Source organism: Yersinia vastinensis (genome assembly GCF_044905075.1).
In the GTDB taxonomy this organism is placed as follows: domain Bacteria; phylum Pseudomonadota; class Gammaproteobacteria; order Enterobacterales; family Enterobacteriaceae; genus Yersinia; species Yersinia vastinensis.
Window position 1 is genome coordinate 1,161,541 of record NZ_CP173260.1, and the last position, 19,234, is coordinate 1,180,774.

The window sequence follows — 19,234 nt, forward strand, 5'->3', positions numbered from 1 at the left end:
AAGCTGAAACTCACTAATTATTGATTGACCAGCCAGGACCGACAACCGGATAAGCTTTGCCCAGTTCAGCCTCAATAGCGGCATGTTGGGCTGCTTTTTTCTCTTTTTCCTGCAAATATCCCACCAAACTCACCTGATAACGGCGAATGTTTTCGACATAGTTATAGGCTTCGTGACCACGGGCATAACCATAAGTGGTGCTTGGGTAGTAGCGTTTTTGGCTTAACATCGGTAACCGCATTTTTACGTCAACCCAGCTATCCGGGTTACCGTTCTGACTTTTGGTCAGCCGGCGGGCATCCAGCATATGGCCGTAACCCAAATTATAGGCGGCCAGTGCGAACCAGATTCGCTCATCTTCTGGAATGGTATCCGGTACTTTTTTCATCAAGCGCTGCAAATAAATGGAGCCGCCTCTAATGCTTTCCTCAGGATCAACCCGGTCTTTAACTCCCAACCCACTGGCGGTGGCACGGGTTAACATCATCAGACCGCGAACTCCAGTCGGTGATGTGGCCTGTGGGTTCCAGTGGGATTCCTGATAAGCAATTGCTGCCAGTAATTTCCAGTCGATTTCGCCAGCGTGTTTTTCAAACAGATGCTGGAAGGCGGGCAGCACATTATCGATGGCCGACAGGAAAGTTTTAGTATCGACATAATCAAAGCTGCCGACATGGCCCAGATATTTTTCCTCCAGCCGCGCTAAACTGCCATCCTCAACCATCTGACTATAGAAATCGAGCATTGCAGCATACAGGCTGTCATCATTACCTTGCTGGAAATACCAAGTGACGGGTTCTTCATCTGTCACGTCAAAAGCCACTGCCAATTGTGGGTGGATGCGTTGCAGCAGCGCGATAGTGACAGAATCGCCAAGGGTATAGTCGAGTTTGCCCTCAGCGACTTGCTCGAGCAGCTCTTTTCCCGAGCGATCAATGGATGAACCCCAGTTAAGGTCCGGATATTTGCTCTGTTTGAGCTGCTTCAAGGTGGTCATATGGGCGGAACCGGAGGCGACAATCAGTTGACCTTTTAAATCACTGAATGATTTTGGTCGTGGTTGGCCCAATCGGTATACCAATTGTTGTGACACAGAATAATAAGCGGGGCCGGTGCGCGCCCGGTTAAGGCGTTCACTGTTATAAATCAGCCCAGCGGCCAGCATGTCGGCATCGTCGCTATCTAAAGCATCAAATAGATCGTTAATATTATGATGCGGAGTCATCACCAGCTTGACCCCTAGATAGTCAGCAAAACGTTTTGCCAGCTCATAGTCGAGACCGGAAGGACCATCCTTTCCGGTTGAGTAAATCAGCGGTGAACTTATTGTGCTAACTCGCAGTTCACCACGGGCTTTTATACGGTCCAGTTGCCCCTCTTGGCCATTGCGCCAAGGAATATTGGGCCACAGCGCGAGGGCCAGAAGTATGGCAACTACACCGATGACAAAGTAATTTAATTTTATGCGCGTCAAATAGTTATCTCTCGGCAGCGCTCTTTATATGTGCGTTGTAAAGCGAAAATCAACATGGTTAAATCCCCAGGGGAGTGGCATTTTGCGCAACAAATCGTCAGTGTGCAACTTTATTGCGTGCTTATTTATCCGCTATTCGCTGTAGATCTCTGACAGAGGTTTCTGACGCAATTATTAATAATAGATACGCAAACGGTTTCGTCGGCGGCTTAGATTCACTATAATGGCGCGCGTTTTCCCCTGTTGCGCCCAATGAAGTGCTGTTCCAGTCGCTTCGAAGACGAGAGAAACTTAGATTATGGAAATACTGCGTGGTTCGCCCGCTTTGTCGGCTTTTCGTATTACCAAACTGCTGTCCCGTTGTCAGGACGCTCATCTGCCGGTAGATGATATCTACGCTGAATATGTTCACTTTGCCGATGTCAGCGCCCCATTGAGCGCTGAAGAACACGCCAGACTCCAACGGCTGCTTCAATATGGGCCATCTCTCCCGGAACATGCGCCACAAGGGCGCTTACTTCTGGTTACTCCAAGGCCCGGAACCATTTCCCCGTGGTCTTCCAAAGCGACAGATATTGCACACAATTGTGCTTTACCGCAGGTTCTGCGTCTTGAGCGCGGTCTGGCTTTCTATATACAAGGCCCGGGCCTGAATGACAGCCAATGGCAACAATTGTCGGCGTTGCTGCATGACCGCATGATGGAAACGGTGTTTACCGATTTGCAGCAGGCTGAGCAGTTGTTCTCTCATCATCAGCCAGCCCCGGTACAGCGGGTCGATATTCTGACTCAGGGCCGCAGTGCATTAGAGCAGGCCAACATTAAATTGGGTCTGGCACTGGCACCGGATGAAATCGATTATCTGCTGACTGCTTTTACTGGCCTTGGGCGCAATCCGACAGATATTGAGCTGTACATGTTCGCACAGGCAAACTCCGAGCATTGCCGCCATAAGATTTTTAATGCGGACTGGATAATTGACGGTGTGAATCAGCCTAAGACACTGTTTAAGATGATCAAAAATACCTTTGAACACACACCGGATTACGTGCTGTCTGCTTATAAAGACAATGCGGCGGTCATGGAAGGTTCTCAGGTTGGACGTTTCTTTGCGGCACCAGAAAATGGTGTCTATGGCTACCATCAGGAAGCGGCACATATCTTGATGAAAGTAGAAACCCATAACCACCCAACAGCCATTTCACCGTGGCCGGGGGCGGCGACCGGCTCAGGTGGCGAAATCCGTGATGAAGGTGCTACCGGGCGTGGCGCTAAACCTAAAGCTGGATTGGTGGGCTTCTCCGTTTCTAACCTGCGTATTCCGGGCTTTGAACAGCCATGGGAAGAGAATTTCGGTAAGCCAGAACGCATTGTGACCGCGCTGGATATTATGACCGAAGGCCCACTAGGCGGCGCGGCATTTAATAACGAATTTGGTCGTCCTGCATTATTGGGCTATTTCCGTACCTATGAAGAGCGCGTCAATAGCCATAACGGTACCGAATTGCGTGGCTACCATAAGCCTATTATGTTGGCTGGTGGGATAGGTAATATCCGTGCTGATCATGTGCAAAAAGGTGAGATAGTCGTCGGTGCCAAGCTGGTGGTGCTTGGTGGGCCAGCGATGAATATTGGATTGGGCGGTGGTGCAGCTTCTTCCATGGCCTCCGGTCAGTCAGATGCGGATCTGGATTTTGCTTCAGTACAGCGCGATAACCCAGAAATGGAACGCCGTTGTCAGGAAGTGATCGACCGTTGCTGGCAGTTAGGCGATCACAACCCGATTCTGTTTATTCATGATGTCGGTGCGGGCGGTTTATCTAATGCCATGCCTGAGTTGGTCAGTGACGGTGGTCGCGGTGGTCGTTTTGAGCTGCGCGACATCCTTAACGATGAGCCGGGCATGAGTCCGTTGGAAGTGTGGTGCAACGAATCTCAAGAACGTTATGTTCTGGCAGTAGCTCCAGCACAGATGGCGCAATTTGATGAAATTTGCCGTCGCGAACGTGCGCCTTATGCTGTTATCGGTGAAGCCACCGAAGAAAAACATTTGACCTTGAATGACCGCCATTTCAACAATCAGCCCATTGATATGCCGCTGGATGTGCTATTAGGCAAAACGCCCAAAATGCTGCGTGATGTGACCCGCCTCCAGGCACAGGGTGAGGCGCTACAACGGGCTGAAATCAGTATTGCTGATGCAGTAAAACGTGTGATGCATTTGCCGGCGGTTGCTGAGAAAACCTTCTTGATAACCATCGGCGATCGCACTGTTACCGGCATGGTAACTCGCGACCAGATGGTCGGTCCGTGGCAGATTCCGGTCGCTGATTGTGCCGTCACCAGTGCCAGTTTGGACAGCTACTATGGCGAAGCCATGTCTCTGGGCGAACGTGCGCCAGTAGCCTTGCTGGACTTTGCGGCCTCTGCTCGTCTGGCTGTGGGTGAAGCGTTGACCAACATTGCGGCGACGCAAATTGGTGAACTCAAGCGCATCAAACTGTCGGCTAACTGGATGTCTGCTGCTGGGCACCCAGGTGAAGATGCCGGTTTGTATGACGCGGTGCGTGCTGTGGGTGAAGAATTATGCCCAGCGCTGGAAATCACCATCCCGGTGGGCAAAGACTCTATGTCGATGAAAACCCGCTGGCAGGAGGGCGATGAGCAGCGTGAAATGACTTCGCCGTTGTCTCTGGTAATCACGGCATTTGCTCGCGTCGAAGATGTGCGCCACACCGTCACGCCGCAATTGCGAACTGATAAGGGTGATAATGCGCTGCTGTTGATTGATTTAGGCGCAGGTCACAATGCTCTGGGGGCCACTGCCCTGACACAGGTTTATCGTCAGTTAGGGGATAAACCTGCTGATGTGCGTGATGTGCAACAGTTGGCTGGTTTCTTCAATGCGATGCAGCGTTTAGTGGCGGATCAGGCATTACTGGCCTATCACGACCGCTCCGATGGTGGTCTGCTGGTGACGTTGGCTGAAATGGCCTTTGCCGGTCATTGTGGCGTGCAAGCGGATATTCAGGCCTTGGGTGACGATGCATTGGCTGCGTTGTTTAATGAGGAACTGGGTGCTGTGATTCAAGTGCGTGCCGAGCAGCAAGCAGCAGTGGAAAAAGTGTTGGCAGAGCATGGTCTGGCAAACTGTATTCACTATCTGGGGCGTGCGGTTGAGGGGGATATCTTTGATATCCGCAGTGGCACCGAGGTGGTGTACAGCGAAAAACGCAGTACCCTGCGCTTGTGGTGGGCTGAAACCACTTGGCAAATGCAGCGTCTGCGCGATAACCCGGATTGTGCGGATCAGGAACATCTGGCGAAACAGGATGAAAGTGATCCTGGCCTGAATGTGAAGCTAACCTTTGATCCGTCTGAAGATATCGCCGCACCTTACATTATCAAGCAAGCGCGACCAAAAGTAGCGGTGCTGCGTGAGCAAGGGGTCAACTCGCACGTTGAGATGGCGGCGGCTTTCCACCGCGCTGGTTTTGATGCCGTTGACGTGCATATGAGTGACTTACTGGCAGGGCGCACGGATTTGCAATCCTTCCAGACCTTAGTGGCCTGTGGTGGTTTCTCTTACGGCGACGTATTAGGTGCAGGTGAAGGTTGGGCGAAGTCTATCCTGTTCAATACGCGTGTACGTGATGAGTTCGAAGCGTTCTTCCATCGCTCCGAAACGCTTGCGTTGGGGGTGTGTAACGGTTGCCAGATGATGTCTAATCTGCGTGATCTTATCCCCGGTGCTGAGCACTGGCCACGCTTTGTTCGCAACGTGTCTGATCGCTTTGAAGCGCGTTTCAGTCTGGTGGAAGTGGCGAATAGCCCATCACTGTTTATGCAGGATATGGCCGGTTCTCGTATGCCAATTGCGGTTTCACACGGTGAAGGGCAGGTTGAAGTTCGTGATGCGGCCCATTTGGCAACAATAGAGCAGAACAATCTGGTGGCATTGCGCTTTGTTAATAACCAAGGCGTAGTCACCGAGCAATACCCTGCTAACCCGAATGGTTCGGCTCATGGTATTACGGCCGTGACCAGTGCTAGCGGCCGTGCAACGGTTATGATGCCGCATCCTGAGCGTGTCTTCCGCACAGTCAGTCACTCTTGGCACCCAGAAGAGTGGGGCGAGGATAGCCCGTGGATGCGTATGTTCCGTAATGCGCGTAAGCAATTAGGCTAATTGAAAGAGGGGGCAATATGCCCCCTTAATCTCAAATAGCGGTATTGAATTATTTATAAAATGTTTATTGTCCGGGTTCGGGTCTTTGTCTCTTTTCTATTATCTGTAAGTTCAATAATGAGCTGGTATGTTCCCGGTTGAACACTGTTCATTTTTAACTTTACGTTCTTCTTATTATTGTTAATGTATCCGAAATCATTATCCATTTCCATGTCATTATTATTGATAATATATGCGTTGTAATTCAAAATTCCCTGTGATTCCAATGTAAATGAAATTTCATACACCGCTGACTCTTTATTATAATATGAACCGGTAAACTCAATATCAAATTCGGGAAAACTATTATAGTTAATTAAAGCGTTCTGTTGTTGCTTTGCTGCTATCGTCAGTAAGTGGGCAATTTCAGTGGATACGGCGTTGTATATTTTAGTGCTACTACGGAGGTTATCAAAGCTGGATAAGGCTAAAGGAGAGAAAAGGATAACTGCGGGAAATAACAGGACCGTAATGTTTATCATGCTGTAGATTCCTTTGTATGACAGATTTATATTTTATTAATGAGGTTAATCCTCGCCAGTCGTATTTGTTAATGTCATATAGTAGGTTTTATCCGTATGTCTATGATTTGTATCTAATGAGGTAATAACTAATCGGTAGTCTCCGGCAGAAAAGTTTTCTAATGGCAATGTCATTCCCTTTGAACGGTTATTAATCAGTGTCGCGGTCTGCGCTTTTTCATTGTCATATTGATCGTATATATGAGCAGTAATCAATAAGTGCTCTTGGGTTGTCACCATTATTGGGATCTCACCGCGTTTATCCTTGAGCCAATAACTTGTTAGGATCCCATATACCGAAAAATTATCAGCAGCCGAACCCATGCTGATCAACTCTGGGTTTACGCGTGGGGTAGCCAATGGCTGGGCGGTGACGAAGGCGCTGACCACCAGTGCACTGGCCATGACGATAAAGTGGATTTTCATATGAGTGTTTCCCAGATGACAGGTCAGTGAAACGCCGAGACAGATACCGATGAAGCCCCTTTGTCATGGGCATAGTCGTTGTCGGTATTTTATTTTCTGCACTTTGGCGATCTTTTCATCAGAAACCAGAGTCAGGTCATTAGCGTGACTCATTTATAGAAGTGATTAAATCTCATAATTTATAACGTGATAATTATTTAAGCAGTGGTCAGCGGTGGGGAAGGGGCTGATAGTGAGGCTAAGGATAACTTTCATCGCCGTTTATTCTTTCCATCTCAACTTATTGATTTAAAATAACTATTTTTAATTGTCGGCAAATTGCGACAACTGGGATAAAGCCTGTCTCAAAAAGGAGACGTTTAATTAATTGATTTATATGGTTTTTATTTTATGTCAGGTTAGGTGTCGGGAAATAGCGACAAAATAGAGATGAATAACTCAAATTACTGAACATGATGCCAAAGTTAGTTTCCTGATAATATTTATTTTTATTTAAAATCATTGTGTTATATGATTTTTATGAAACTTGGCACGCTAACTGCATTATTACTATCAGTTGCTCATTCACTTTTTATGATAGTCCCGCTGTAAAGCGGAATATGCGCTTCATAAGCCACCGAATGATGCCTAAGACTGGTACCTATCGTCCACCTAAACCGATATCGTGTGAATACACTTTATCAAACATCGGACGACACGTTGAGTGAGGTGCCGCCTATGTCCTACTGTGATGAATGGTTCATCAATTTTGGACATGTCTGGATGCTATTCGTCTCATCCTCCCGATGATTGCCTTGGCTTCATCAAACTGGAGACGATGTTTAAGGGCATCCACATATTCTGCGACGGGGCAATTTATTGCCCCGTTGTCACATCTGATTACTGTTAAAGATAGATAAAGTTCTCCATTTTCGCTGCAACTTATTATAAAAGCAGGTCTGATGATGATTCTGACGATAATGGATAAATTATATTCATCAATTAAAAGCACTTTGCTCAACGCTAAGTGCTTTTTTTTTATCTCGACTCTGGGCATGTCAGCGTTAAATGAATCACAAGCATTGTAATCCTGACAGAGTCAGTTAGCATCACAACAGAATGATAGGTAATGAGATGATTTCGTTGAAAAGATGGCGTTTGTTCCCCCGTTCTTTACGTCAATTGGTGCTCATGGCGTTTCTGTTGGTGCTGCTCCCTTTATTGGTGCTGGCATATCAGGCGTATCAGAGCCTTGACCATTTAAGCACTCAGGCGGCTGATATTAATCGCACGACGCTGGCAGATGCACGGCGTAGTGAGGCGATGACCAGTATCGCGCTCGAAATGGAACGCAGTTATCGTCAATATTGTGTACTTGATGATGCAACATTGGCGAAGCTCTATCAGCATCAGCGTAAACAATATGCCCAAATGCTTGATGCTCATGCCTCTATTCTGCCCGATGTTCGTTATTACCAGACTTTACGTGACTTGTTGACACAACTTTCTGATATCCAATGTAAAAATAGTGGGCCAGAGCAAAATGCTTCTCTTTTATTAGAGCAGTTCTCTCGCTCAAATGCCGAAATGGTACAGGCCACCCGTGATGTGATTTTCTCCCGTGGGCAACAGTTACAAAAAGATATCGCCGAGCGCGGCCAATTCTTTGGTTGGCAATCCCTATTACTGTTTTTGGTGAGTGTGCTGCTGGTGGTGCTATTCACCCGTATGATTATCGGGCCGGTTAAAGGCATAGAACGAATGATTAACCGCTTGGGAGAAGGGCGGCCACTGGGTAATACGGCGTTATTTAAAGGGCCACGAGAGTTACGTTCATTAGCGCAGCGTATTATTTGGCTCAGTGAACGTTTAGCTTGGTTAGAATCGCAGCGCCACGAGTTTTTGCGCCATATATCCCATGAGTTGAAAACACCATTGGCCAGTATGCGTGAAGGAACGGAACTGCTTGCCGATGAAGTTGCCGGGCCATTAACTCAAGATCAAAAAGAGGTGGTCGCCATCCTCGACAATAGTAGCCGCCATCTACAATTATTAATTGAGCAATTATTGGACTATAACCGTAAATTAGCGGATGGCCCCGGTGAACTTGAAAATGTGGAACTACTTGAGATGGTCGAAGATGTGATTGCCGCGCACAGCCTACCAGCCCGAGCAAAGATGATTCGTACTGAGATGGATCTTCAGGCGGACATTTGTTGGGCAGATCCGACATTATTGATGCGGGTATTAGATAATCTCTACTCCAATGCGGTGCACTATGGCGAGGAATCCGGTACCATTTGGATCCGTAGCCGTCAGGTGAATAACCGCGTACAAATTGATATCGCTAATACTGGAGCGTCGATTCCGGTATCAGAAGAAACCATGATATTTGAGCCTTTTTTTCAGGGAAGCCATCAGCGAAAAGGGGCCGTCAAAGGCAGCGGGCTGGGTTTGAGTATTGCTCAAGACTGCATCAAGCGTATGCAGGGCGACTTGCAATTGGTGTCTGTGGATTACGCCGCAGTTTGCTTCCGTATTGAATTGCCATTAACCGCCGAGAATGAATAACTAATGTACAAATGGTCTATGCGCAACATTATTAAAAAGACCGTCTTTTTATGTCCTACGCCAACGGTAACGGCAATGCCTATGGGCAGGCTTGGCATGGGTGTTTTTTGGCGAGCTTTATTGCTGGCCCCTCTATTACTTACCGGGTGTACGGATAACCCGGCCAGTAGCCGTTTTTCACAAGCGGTTCAGATGGTGATACCCGAAACTAAAATCGTTGATTACCGGACACTATCCTGTGATGTGCTGTGGGATCTCGATGATAAAGAGACACTTGAAAACTCCCTTTACTGGTTGCGGGCGATGGATTGTGCCGAGCGACTAGGCTCAACTCAAGCGCGCGCGCTGGCGAAAACATTATCGGTCGTAACGTGGTCTGCTGCCTTTAAACAGGGCATTTTGCTGAGTAGCTCTGAGCCTACGATTGCAGAGCGTCGCCAAGTGGTTGAGCGCTTGAACAGTTATAGCCAAAGCTTCCCTGGTGCGGTACGTCCACTGATTCAATTGTGGCGTGAGCAGCAAGTTCTGCGCATCTCCTTAGCGGAAGAACGCACGCGTTATCAGCGCTTACAAGAGGAGTCTGATGCTCAAATTGACCGGCTGCGAGAAAGTCAGGTTCGCTTGCAATACAATTTGCTGGATACCACTCGTAAGTTAGAAAACCTTACCGATATCGAACGCCAACTTTCATCGCGCAAGCAGTTACAAAATGAAATTCCTGAGACTGACGTGGATAGCAAGGCAGCAGCATCTGCGGTGCCTAAACCCGCCGAAGTCAAACCTCAACCAAAAGCGGAACCCGCTAAACCTGTTGAGGCTAAACCACTTGAAAGCAAAGCTGTAGAAAGTAAACCGGCAGAAGCTAAACCATCTGATACTAAGTCGGAAGTGAAGCCTGCTGAAAGTCAGCCAGCCGAGGCCAAACCTGCGGAGACTAAGCCAACTGAGGCCAAGCCTGCGGAAACCACACCGGCTGAGAATAAGCCAGTGGCGCCTCAAGTCGACAGCAAACCTGCGCCGCAACCGGTAGAGAAACCGGCTGATACCTATGCGCCGCCAGCCGTACCACCTACTGATGTCCCACCTGCGACGAATAAGGAATCTCATGACGCCACGCAAACCGGCCAATCTACTGCTGGTTGATGACGACCCCAGCTTACTTAAGCTGCTGGGAATGCGTTTAACCAGTGAAGGGTTTAATGTCACCACTGCAGAAAGTGGGCAGGAAGCATTGCGTCTGTTAATGCGTGAGAAGATTGATCTGGTTATCAGCGACTTGCGAATGGATGAAATGGACGGCATGGCGCTGTTCGCTGAAATTCAGAAGCATCAGCCCGGTATGCCGGTGATTATTTTGACTGCTCATGGCTCCATTCCTGATGCAGTGGCCGCCACACAGCAGGGGGTATTTAGCTTCCTAACCAAACCAGTGGATCGCGACGCTTTATATAAAGCAATTGATGCAGCGTTAGAACTGTCTATTCCTGCTGGTGATGATAGCTGGCGTGAAGAGATTGTGACTCGTAGCCCGGTGATGTTGCGTTTGCTCGAGCAGGCTAAAATGGTGGCGCAATCGGATGTCAGCGTGCTGATTAATGGGCAAAGCGGCACCGGTAAAGAAGTGCTGGCTCAAGCGATTCATGCCGCCAGTCCTCGGGCGAAAAAAGCCTTCATCGCGATCAACTGCGGTGCATTGCCTGAACAGTTGCTGGAATCTGAGTTATTCGGTCATGCCAAAGGGGCGTTTACTGGTGCGGTCAGTAGCCGTGAAGGGCTATTCCAGGCCGCAGAGGGTGGCACGCTATTCTTGGATGAAATTGGCGATATGCCGTTGTCTCTACAGGTAAAATTGTTGCGCGTATTGCAGGAACGCAAAGTGCGTCCATTAGGCAGTAACCGCGATTTAAGTATTGATGTGCGGGTGATTTCAGCCACTCACCGCGACTTACCAAAAGCGATGGCAAAGAATGAATTCCGTGAAGATCTCTACTATCGTTTGAATGTCGTGAATCTCAAAATCCCGGCGCTGCATGAGCGCGCAGAAGATATTCCGTTGTTGGCTAATCATTTGTTACGTGAGTCCGCCAAACGCCATAAGCCTTTTGTCCGTAGCTTCTCCACTGACGCCATGAAACGGCTGATGACCGCCAGTTGGCCGGGCAACGTGCGCCAGTTGGTGAACGTTATTGAACAATGTGTAGCATTAACCTCAGCCCCAGTTATCAGTGAAGCGTTGGTTGAGCAGGCATTGGAAGGGGAAAATACGGCATTACCGACCTTTGTAGAGGCGCGCAATCAATTTGAATTGAATTATTTGCGTAAACTATTACAAATCACCAAAGGTAATGTGACTCAGGCGGCTCGTATGGCCGGACGTAACCGGACCGAATTTTATAAATTGTTGTCACGCCATGAGCTAGATGCGAATGATTTTAAAGAATAATAATGGTTGTTAACCCACAGCCATTGTTCCCTGACAAAACAGAGTTTAAATACAAATGAGCAGAAAACTTTCCATTGCACTGGCCCAGTTGAATTGGCTGGTCGGTGATATCGAAGGCAACACTGAACGTATGTTGCAAACCTTGCATGAGCAGCAGAAGGCGGGGGCGGATCTGGTTATGTTCTCCGAGCTGGCGCTGTCCGGTTATCCGCCAGAAGATCTACTGTACCGTAATGATTTCTATCAACGCTGCGAGGCTCAGTTGGATCGTTTGCAGGCGGCAGCACAACACACGGCAGTGCTGGTTGGGCATCCATGGCGGGAAGAGGGTAATCTGTATAACGCGTTATCGCTGTTTGCTGACGGTAAATTGCAAGCGCGCTATTTCAAACAGCAATTACCGAATTACGGTGTGTTTGACGAAAAACGCTATTTCTCTGCTGGCCACGACACTTGTGTGGTGACACTAAAAGGTTATCGGTTAGGCCTGCTGATTTGTGAAGATCTTTGGTTCGATGGCCCGGTCGATGCGGCTAAAGCCGCAGGTGCGGAAATAGTGTTATCGATCAATGCCTCGCCTTATAACCGGGAAAAACCGTATATCCGCAAAACGCTGATGGCAGCGCATTGCCAGCGTACCGGTTTGCCACTGGTGTATCTCAATCAGATTGGTGGGCAGGATGAGCTGATTTTTGATGGCTGCTCCAAAGTGTTTGATGCTGCAGGCAATATGACACATCGTTTGGCTGCTTTTGCTGAACAAACCACACTATTAGAATTCAATGAGTGTGAAGTGGTGCCGATGATGGCCCCCGCCGCAGAGTTGCCACCACTGGCGCAAGTCTATGAAGCGCTGGTATTGGCGGTACGTGATTACGTTACAAAAAATGGCTTCAATGGCGCAGTTCTTGGCCTTTCCGGTGGGATTGATTCGGCACTGACACTGGCGATTGCGGTGGATGCGTTAGGTAAAGATAAAGTTCAGGCATTGATGATGCCGTTCCGTTACACCGCAGATATCAGTATTGCTGATGCCAAAGAAGAAGCAGAAATCCTAGGCATTGAATTTGATGTGCTCTCCATCGAGCCAATGTTTGATGCCTTTATGGGCCAATTATCACCGATGTTTACTGGTACTGCGCGCGATACAACCGAAGAAAACCTTCAGGCGCGCTGCCGTGGTGTGGTGTTGATGGCCTTGTCGAATAAGCGCCGCAGTATTGTATTAACCACCGGTAACAAAAGCGAAATGGCCGTAGGCTATGCCACACTGTACGGTGATATGGCGGGGGGCTTTGACGTCCTGAAAGATGTGCCCAAAACGCTGGTCTTCAAATTATCCGAATATCGTAATACTGTTTCCTATGTGATTCCGCAACGGGTTATCACTCGCCCACCATCTGCGGAACTGGCTCCGGATCAGAAAGATGAGGATAGCCTGCCACCTTATGATATTTTGGACGCCATTCTCGAAGGGTATGTCGAGCAGGATAAGTCAGTTGCTGATTTGGTTGCTGACGGTTTTGATGAAGCTATCGTGCGTAAAGTCATCCGCCTGGTAGATATCAATGAATACAAACGGCGTCAGTCAGCTGTTGGGCCGCGTATCACCGCCCGCAATTTTGGCAAAGATAGACGCTATCCGATTACATCAGGCTTTGGCCGCAAGAATTGGTAAACAGGGATTCACCATGAAAAAAATTGACGCGATTATTAAGCCATTCAAACTCGATGATGTCCGCGAGGCACTGGCTGAAGTCGGTATCACCGGGATGACGGTAACCGAAGTGAAAGGTTTTGGTCGCCAGAAAGGGCATACCGAGTTGTACCGTGGTGCTGAGTATATGGTGGATTTCCTACCAAAGGTCAAAATTGAAATTGTTGTGGCTGACGATATCGTTGATACCTGTGTAGAAGCGATTATGCAAACTGCTCAGACCGGTAAAATCGGCGATGGTAAGATCTTTGTCTTTGATGTTTCACGCGTAGTGCGTATTCGTACTGGCGAACAGGATGAAGAAGCAATTTAATTGCCGTCCGTGATGCAGTAAAAAGCCCGTTTCGTTTTGCGACGAACGGGCTTTTTAACTTAAATTTCAGCGGCTTCAAGCATCATGGATTAAGCGGGAACAAATAGCCCTAACCAATAGAACAGGTTAAGCACAACACCGGCGATGATCACGGCCACCACAGGCGCGGCAATCTTCATAACCGGGCGACCAATAGCTTCATTGAGGAAGTAGAGCGCTGTCGTGATAGTGAAACCGGTATAACCGGCCATTTTGATCGATGCAAAAATAGCCCCGATCAACAGCGCATATTCCATCAACAAGTTCATCGCATTACGAATATTGTCGGAGGCATTACGCACTGAGGGGAAACGGCCCAGCCATTTGCCGATAGAGCGGAGCATCAACACTTCCAGCGATATGACTGCGGCACCAATTATTCCTGCTAGCAATGGGTTTGGCACCAAATAACCGACGACAAACACAAATGTAAAGCCTGCAACAGCATAGACACCCGTCGCCAGTGCGGTAGTGGCTATTAGCGGCACAAAGCCAAGGCCACGCATAAACTCGGCCAATGATGCCTGATGAATCAATGCAAGTGACTCTTCGGGTGTGATCCCCGGTGCGTAGGCTTTTGCTAGCGTGTAAATTGACACTTCGCTACCGCCGAAGATTTTCATACTGGCCACCGCTGAAATTAACCCACCGACAATGGCTAACATCGGCAAGTTTTTAATTATTCGCTGGGTTCGCTCTTCGAAAACAGAGTGCCCGCCTCCCCCTCCCAAGTGGGTTTTGGCTCGCAAATCTTGCGCGATGGCGATGCCAATAAGCAGAATCATCCCGACAAAAATTTCAATGGATTCTGGGAATAGCCCAGTAAAACGAGTAATCAGTAAGCGGGTCAGCAGGACGATGAACGCGGAAATAACCGCTGTTTTCCAGCCAAATTGATAAAAAATAGCGACCAGAGGAAACAAGGCAAAGGCGGAAATAACCGGGCTACTCAATTCCCCCAATGAACCGATAAAGTTCACCGGCAATGAGGTCAATGCGGTGTTCACCGCGGGTAAGCTGGTGAGGGCTAAAATTCCCCAAGCAGCACCTAGCGCAAAGGCCAGATAACTGTTGATAGCCAATACCCCAATGATATCTGTTGGCAGGAACAGTAACCAAGAGTTAAGTAAACCCGTGGAGAGGGTAAATGAGATACCCACGGAGGCAATAAAACCGACACTCAGGCCGAAGGCGATACTGCCCGCTTCACGGCGGCTCATATTTCCCTCCACCAATTGTGGAAGAATAGGGCGGATGCCATCATGAAATACGGCGACAGAACGGTGAGAAAGTAGGGCGGTCATTCCCGTCAGGAGGGCCACCACAACAATATGAATATAATCCACGGTGCTCCCCTTAGCGCAATTGCGTAATCAACAGTGGAATAGCATGTTCAATATGTTCGACTGACAAGCCAAACGCCACTTTCCCTTCAGTGACCCATTTTTCAATTTGCTCTGGTTTGGCTTTAATTCCAGGTTTGGCGATAGTGGCACTTTTGTTATAGCCGATAATTGCGATAGCCATTGATAATGCAGCTCCAGCCCCGGTATTACAGGCGCCGATATAATAATCCAACTGCCCTTCTTTCACTTTTAAAGCAGCATCCATATCCGAGAGAATAAAGGTTTCAAAAGTATTCGGTGCCGTCTGCTCAACCATTTCGCGTATTAACTCTCGTTGCAGCCCGGCAATGCCAATCTTCTTCATAATCACTTTCCTTGCGTATTGAAAAATTTATTAGGATTGTGGCGCAACATCATTTCCACCTGATGGTGGGAAATCCCTGCGGCCAATAACATGGGAACAAACGAATCAACTAAATAACTAAACCCGCTGCCGCCATTGGCTTTTAAATGTGAGCGGCGAGTGATATCCATCGAAAGCATGACTTTATCCAATAATCCATGCTCAGCAAGCGTCACTAACATCGCAATGCGACGTTCGTCAGGAAAATAACTATTTTTACCGATGGTATCGAATTGAACATATACGCCCATATCGATCATTTTCATAATAAGATCTGGTTGCTCTTTCAGATCACAATGACCAATAACCACTTTATCGAGTGGGACCGCGTAGTGTTTAAGTAGGGCGATTTGTTCTAACCCCATGGTGCTGAAACTGGTATGGGTAGAAATAGGCAGGCCGGTTGCATGGTGAGCCAGTGCTGCGGCATGGAAGACTTTGGCCTCATCAGGGGTTACCACTCCCTCACTGGTACCGATTTCAGCAATTACGCCTGCTTTCAGTTCAGTGCCATCAATGCCTATTTCAACCTCATCAATCATGGTTCGCGCTAATTGTTGAGCGCTACTCTCGCGCACCATCGGCGGGTAAAAGCTGTCAGTGTAGTAACCGGTTGATGCAATGATATTTATGCCACTGTCACGCATCAGATCTAATAAGAACTGGGGGTTTCGGCCCATATAACGGTTGGTTACTTCAACAATATTGACGACGCCTTTGCTGACTAATTCCCGCATTTCGTCACAGATGGGTTGATATTGGTCTAGTCGACAATCCAGATTATTTTTAAATCCGGATAAATCTATATGGAGATGTTCATGAGCATAGGTATATCCATTGGGATTGATCATCGGGCAGGCTCCGAAGAAAGTCAGTATACCCTTCATACTTCAATTTGCATGTGCGTTGGCTGCGCTCGATCACACGAATCACTTACTCAAGTAAGCTCATCGGAATTCATTCGCTTGCCGCCTTACTGCATTTAGAATTATTTGGGGTATATGTGAGCGTAATCTCACCCTTCCATCGACACTGTGACGATGGAAGGAGTATTCCATTGGTATTACTTACTTTTCTGACAACTGATTACCCTGACTGTCATAGCAGCCAAGTATGCGTGGGTTTCCACTTTTAATGCCATCAATCAAAACAACGTCACTGCGGGTCACAAATATTTGGGTGCGAAAACTCATGATCACCGGGCTGCCGATGGGGAACTTCCCCTTCAACCGCAGACAGTAATCGATACTATCATCATCAATCGGTAATACTTTGCTTTGGCTAAATTGGTCATTATGCCAAACCAAGGCATTTTGCAAATGGCCGCGCCGGTAATAGCCACCACCAAAAAGATAGCTGTTATCAGCAAAATGATGGGAAATCTCAGACAGATAAAGCATGGAGATCTGTTCTGGCTGGTCGCCGTGCTGATTAGCTGGAATGGTGCCCGTGAGGGCATGTCCGGGCTCACTGTGGGTGATCCCCCATTGGGCCAATTGGGGCAGGGTGGTGCAACTGGTTGCTGAGGGGCCATTCACCTGCTCAATATTCACCCCTTGTGCCCGCAAAATATCTCGGGCGGCCAACAAAGTATGCATATTGGCGGTGGGCAGCGTTTGCTGTGATGGGCTGTCATACAGCATGCAGGGGAAATGTGTTACCCCAACTAATTTCACCGCTGGCATGTTGTCGATAGCGGCAATCACGACTGGTAGATTATCTAATTCGAAACCAGCCTCTTGCCCGGCATAGAGCAAATCGCCCGGTTGGCACACTTTCAACATGAGTGACTGGACCCTCTGTTGGCGAAGTGCTGCTTGAGATATTTCCAGCGCTTTTTCTAACGAGAAGACGGTAATAACATCGGGCTGCTGGCGGACTATTTCATCTATCATGCCAGAAGGCGGTTGTACCAAATGGCCGATGTGGGCAATCGGTAACCCATGGCGATAAAGCTGCCGCGCCTCTTTAAAATCGACAGCGACAATGCCTTGATAACCTGTGCCTTGGTAATGGCAAGCCAACAGGCGACGGCATAATTCAGGATTACGCCCGAACTGTTTACTCATCAGATACAGTTTTATCTGATAGTGGTTTGCTGTTTCCAGCAATAAACGAGCATTAGCTTCAGTTTGTTCAACATCTATTACGTAGCTATCAGGATAGATTTTCCCTTGAAGCCAGAAAGAGATAGCCGCATTAATCAATTTAGTATTTTGTTTTAATAGTGTTTTTAAAAACATTTTATGTCCTGATTAGCTACGGCATAATTATTTTTATTAAATTATCATTATTTTGAATATTTATTATAAAGAGACCCTGATGTTGTATTTTCTATCACTATGCCCGATATATTTTATTTAACGCAACGTGGGCATATCACTGGAAAGGTATAGACCGTAAAGGTTCGCGAGTAAATATCCAATTTCATTTTCTGCTGGTTTTAGTGAAAAATAAGCCAATAGATCCTGATTTATCTCACGGATGTAGTGAATATCTTCGCTTTGAATAATTTCCGCTAGTATCGCTGGATCCAGTGCATGAATCTCTTCACCACGGCGGGTACGCATTAATGCACTCGCCAGATGGGTCATGGCCATGACGCCTTGGGAACTATGAACAGGTAACTGCCAAAAATGTTCTAACCGATTGATAACTTTGTCTAACCCTTGGCCGATATCAGGGTCAATAACCCCTGATTGGCACAAAATATTCAGTCGTGCATCAATACACATCTCCAAAGAGTGACCCCCAGAAAATAATTTGGCTTGCCGCCAGATGGCTATGATTAATAACGAGGTTCTCTCTCGCCATTCTGTACTGCTCGCTGGTGGTTCAGCAGTAACGTTTCATTAATGCCTTTTTCCAGTAGCAATTTAATTGGGTGATTATCAGGCCGGATGAGGATCACCGCCTGCGAAGCTTGAATATAGCGTTCATCGCCTTGTAGCTTGATGGCTTGCAAATGTTCATGAGGAATGTCGTCTGCCAGATTCCAAATGGCAGCATCAATATCGCCACGATTAATGTGTGCAATGCAGTCACTATAGGGTAATTCGACTATCTCGATAGGTTGCCCGGAAAATTTAATTTCAGTCAACAGACATTGGTCTGGTGAACGTGGATCCAATCCTACCCGGCGGATATTATGTTGTTCACCGCGGCGACAAATAAGTTGGTGACCGTCAACATAAGACCCACGGCCTAGATTCAGTGCGACGGTGACTTTCCCTTGATCTAGATAACTTTTTGCTGCCAGATGTGAGACGACCGCCATATCGTAAATACCGTCAATCAGGCATTCGATACGCACTTGCGCGCCACGCATATGAGCAAAATAAAGAGGAAGTAGAGTGAATTGTTCCCTTAAACCACTCGCCAGACCTTCATAAAGTTTGGTATAGGGCAGGGGCATAGCACAAACCATATTGCCCAAATCAGCCTGTTGCAGTAACAACGGCATATTCAGGTCAATAAGCAAAGTTCCATTCCGGCCCCGACGTTCAACAATAATCGCGCCATCCGCTTCCAGCACTTTTAATGCATGCTGAACGACACCAACAGAAATGCCGAAATCATCAGATAATTCATCGATAGTTTTAAGCCGATTGCCCGCGCACTCACCAATTAAATAGCGCGCCATGGACACCAATGCTAACCCTTCTTTTTTAATGAATTTCTTACTCATGGTAGGTCAATTCAGCCTTAATTCGCCCGACACTAAATGATGCCTCTGGGCAATAAACAATCAGGGGATAATTTTAGCCGTACGAT

General features: G+C 47.7%; 15 protein-coding genes. 6 read left to right on the forward strand and 9 right to left on the reverse strand.

Annotated elements, in window-relative coordinates:
• Window positions 1-13: 13 nt before the first annotated feature.
• Window positions 14-1,474, reverse strand: coding sequence for a membrane-bound lytic murein transglycosylase MltF (mltF, locus tag ACIOG0_RS05360; RefSeq protein ID WP_050100824.1), 1,461 nt, complete (start codon window positions 1,472-1,474; stop codon window positions 14-16).
• Window positions 1,475-1,772: 298 nt separating this feature from the next.
• Here mltF and purL point away from each other — a divergent pair, with 298 nt between their 5' ends.
• Entirely contained in the window at window positions 1,773-5,663 is a 3,891-nt protein-coding gene (gene purL, locus ACIOG0_RS05365; RefSeq protein WP_050100822.1) for a phosphoribosylformylglycinamidine synthase, read from the forward strand.
• A 53-nt stretch (window positions 5,664-5,716) separates the two neighbouring features.
• Here the strand turns inward: purL and ACIOG0_RS05370 are convergent, their stop codons facing one another.
• Window positions 5,717-6,184, reverse strand: coding sequence for a hypothetical protein (locus ACIOG0_RS05370; RefSeq protein WP_404704938.1), 468 nt, complete (start codon window positions 6,182-6,184; stop codon window positions 5,717-5,719).
• A gap of 45 nt (window positions 6,185-6,229) precedes the next feature.
• Window positions 6,230-6,649 (reverse strand): hypothetical protein, encoded by a 420-nt coding sequence (locus ACIOG0_RS05375; protein WP_128451376.1) that lies wholly within the window; start codon window positions 6,647-6,649, stop codon window positions 6,230-6,232.
• A 1,113-nt stretch (window positions 6,650-7,762) separates the two neighbouring features.
• Between ACIOG0_RS05375 and ACIOG0_RS05380 the strand changes: the two genes are divergently transcribed.
• The 5 genes from ACIOG0_RS05380 to glnB all read left to right on the forward strand — a co-directional run bounded on the left by ACIOG0_RS05380 (window position 7,763) and on the right by glnB (window position 13,672).
• A complete protein-coding gene (locus ACIOG0_RS05380) occupies window positions 7,763-9,199 on the forward strand; it encodes a HAMP domain-containing sensor histidine kinase (RefSeq protein ID WP_050100812.1) in 1,437 nt (478 codons plus the stop codon).
• 75 nt (window positions 9,200-9,274) lie between these two features.
• The gene (gene qseG, locus ACIOG0_RS05385; RefSeq protein WP_235895310.1) at window positions 9,275-10,342 is read left to right on the forward strand and encodes a two-component system QseEF-associated lipoprotein QseG; all 1,068 of its coding nucleotides are present in this window, start codon (window positions 9,275-9,277) and stop codon (window positions 10,340-10,342) included.
• On the forward strand, window positions 10,305-11,642 hold the full coding sequence (gene glrR, locus ACIOG0_RS05390) for a two-component system response regulator GlrR (RefSeq protein ID WP_050100809.1): 1,338 nt from the start codon (window positions 10,305-10,307) through the stop codon (window positions 11,640-11,642). Before qseG ends, glrR begins: the two co-directional genes overlap by 38 nt.
• A gap of 55 nt (window positions 11,643-11,697) precedes the next feature.
• Entirely contained in the window at window positions 11,698-13,320 is a 1,623-nt protein-coding gene (locus ACIOG0_RS05395) for an NAD+ synthase (RefSeq protein ID WP_050100807.1), read from the forward strand.
• A 13-nt stretch (window positions 13,321-13,333) separates the two neighbouring features.
• Window positions 13,334-13,672, forward strand: a complete 339-nt coding sequence (gene glnB / locus ACIOG0_RS05400) for a nitrogen regulatory protein P-II (protein ID WP_002231018.1) — start codon at window positions 13,334-13,336, stop codon at window positions 13,670-13,672.
• An 89-nt stretch (window positions 13,673-13,761) separates the two neighbouring features.
• On the opposite strand, the gene ACIOG0_RS05405 is transcribed toward glnB, so the two are convergent.
• The 6 genes from ACIOG0_RS05405 to yhfZ all read right to left on the reverse strand — a co-directional run bounded on the left by ACIOG0_RS05405 (window position 13,762) and on the right by yhfZ (window position 19,148).
• On the reverse strand, window positions 13,762-15,057 hold the full coding sequence (locus tag ACIOG0_RS05405) for a YhfT family protein (protein ID WP_072086691.1): 1,296 nt from the start codon (window positions 15,055-15,057) through the stop codon (window positions 13,762-13,764).
• A 10-nt stretch (window positions 15,058-15,067) separates the two neighbouring features.
• Window positions 15,068-15,421 carry a DUF2620 domain-containing protein gene (locus tag ACIOG0_RS05410; protein WP_050100806.1) on the reverse strand — a complete coding sequence of 118 codons (354 nt, stop codon included), beginning with the start codon at window positions 15,419-15,421 and terminating at the stop codon, window positions 15,068-15,070.
• A gap of 2 nt (window positions 15,422-15,423) precedes the next feature.
• Window positions 15,424-16,311, reverse strand: coding sequence for a phosphotriesterase-related protein (locus ACIOG0_RS05415; protein ID WP_050295805.1), 888 nt, complete (start codon window positions 16,309-16,311; stop codon window positions 15,424-15,426).
• A gap of 216 nt (window positions 16,312-16,527) precedes the next feature.
• Complete coding sequence (locus tag ACIOG0_RS05420) at window positions 16,528-17,703, reverse strand: YhfX family PLP-dependent enzyme (RefSeq protein WP_050140667.1); 1,176 nt, start codon at window positions 17,701-17,703, stop codon at window positions 16,528-16,530.
• A 117-nt stretch (window positions 17,704-17,820) separates the two neighbouring features.
• A complete protein-coding gene (locus tag ACIOG0_RS05425) occupies window positions 17,821-18,201 on the reverse strand; it encodes a PRD domain-containing protein (protein ID WP_050100798.1) in 381 nt (126 codons plus the stop codon).
• Between the two features lie 47 nt (window positions 18,202-18,248).
• Window positions 18,249-19,148 (reverse strand): GntR family transcriptional regulator YhfZ, encoded by a 900-nt coding sequence (gene yhfZ / locus ACIOG0_RS05430; RefSeq protein ID WP_050140668.1) that lies wholly within the window; start codon window positions 19,146-19,148, stop codon window positions 18,249-18,251.
• Between the last annotated feature and the right edge of the window lie 86 nt (window positions 19,149-19,234).

Coding starts and splice junctions, on each gene's coding strand:
- ACIOG0_RS05370 (WP_404704938.1), bottom strand. CDS start 6,184: ATGATAAACATTACGGTCCTGTTATTTCCCGCAGTTATCCTTTTCTCT.
- ACIOG0_RS05375 (WP_128451376.1), bottom strand. CDS start 6,649: ATGAAAATCCACTTTATCGTCATGGCCAGTGCACTGGTGGTCAGCGCC.
- ACIOG0_RS05410 (WP_050100806.1), bottom strand. CDS start 15,421: ATGAAGAAGATTGGCATTGCCGGGCTGCAACGAGAGTTAATACGCGAA.
- ACIOG0_RS05415 (WP_050295805.1), bottom strand. CDS start 16,311: ATGATCAATCCCAATGGATATACCTATGCTCATGAACATCTCCATATA.
- ACIOG0_RS05420 (WP_050140667.1), bottom strand. CDS start 17,703: ATGTTTTTAAAAACACTATTAAAACAAAATACTAAATTGATTAATGCG.
- yhfZ (WP_050140668.1), bottom strand. CDS start 19,148: ATGAGTAAGAAATTCATTAAAAAAGAAGGGTTAGCATTGGTGTCCATG.
- glnB (WP_002231018.1), top strand. CDS start 13,334: ATGAAAAAAATTGACGCGATTATTAAGCCATTCAAACTCGATGATGTC.
- qseG (WP_235895310.1), top strand. CDS start 9,275: ATGCCTATGGGCAGGCTTGGCATGGGTGTTTTTTGGCGAGCTTTATTG.
- ACIOG0_RS05395 (WP_050100807.1), top strand. CDS start 11,698: ATGAGCAGAAAACTTTCCATTGCACTGGCCCAGTTGAATTGGCTGGTC.
- ACIOG0_RS05380 (WP_050100812.1), top strand. CDS start 7,763: ATGATTTCGTTGAAAAGATGGCGTTTGTTCCCCCGTTCTTTACGTCAA.
- glrR (WP_050100809.1), top strand. CDS start 10,305: ATGACGCCACGCAAACCGGCCAATCTACTGCTGGTTGATGACGACCCC.
- purL (WP_050100822.1), top strand. CDS start 1,773: ATGGAAATACTGCGTGGTTCGCCCGCTTTGTCGGCTTTTCGTATTACC.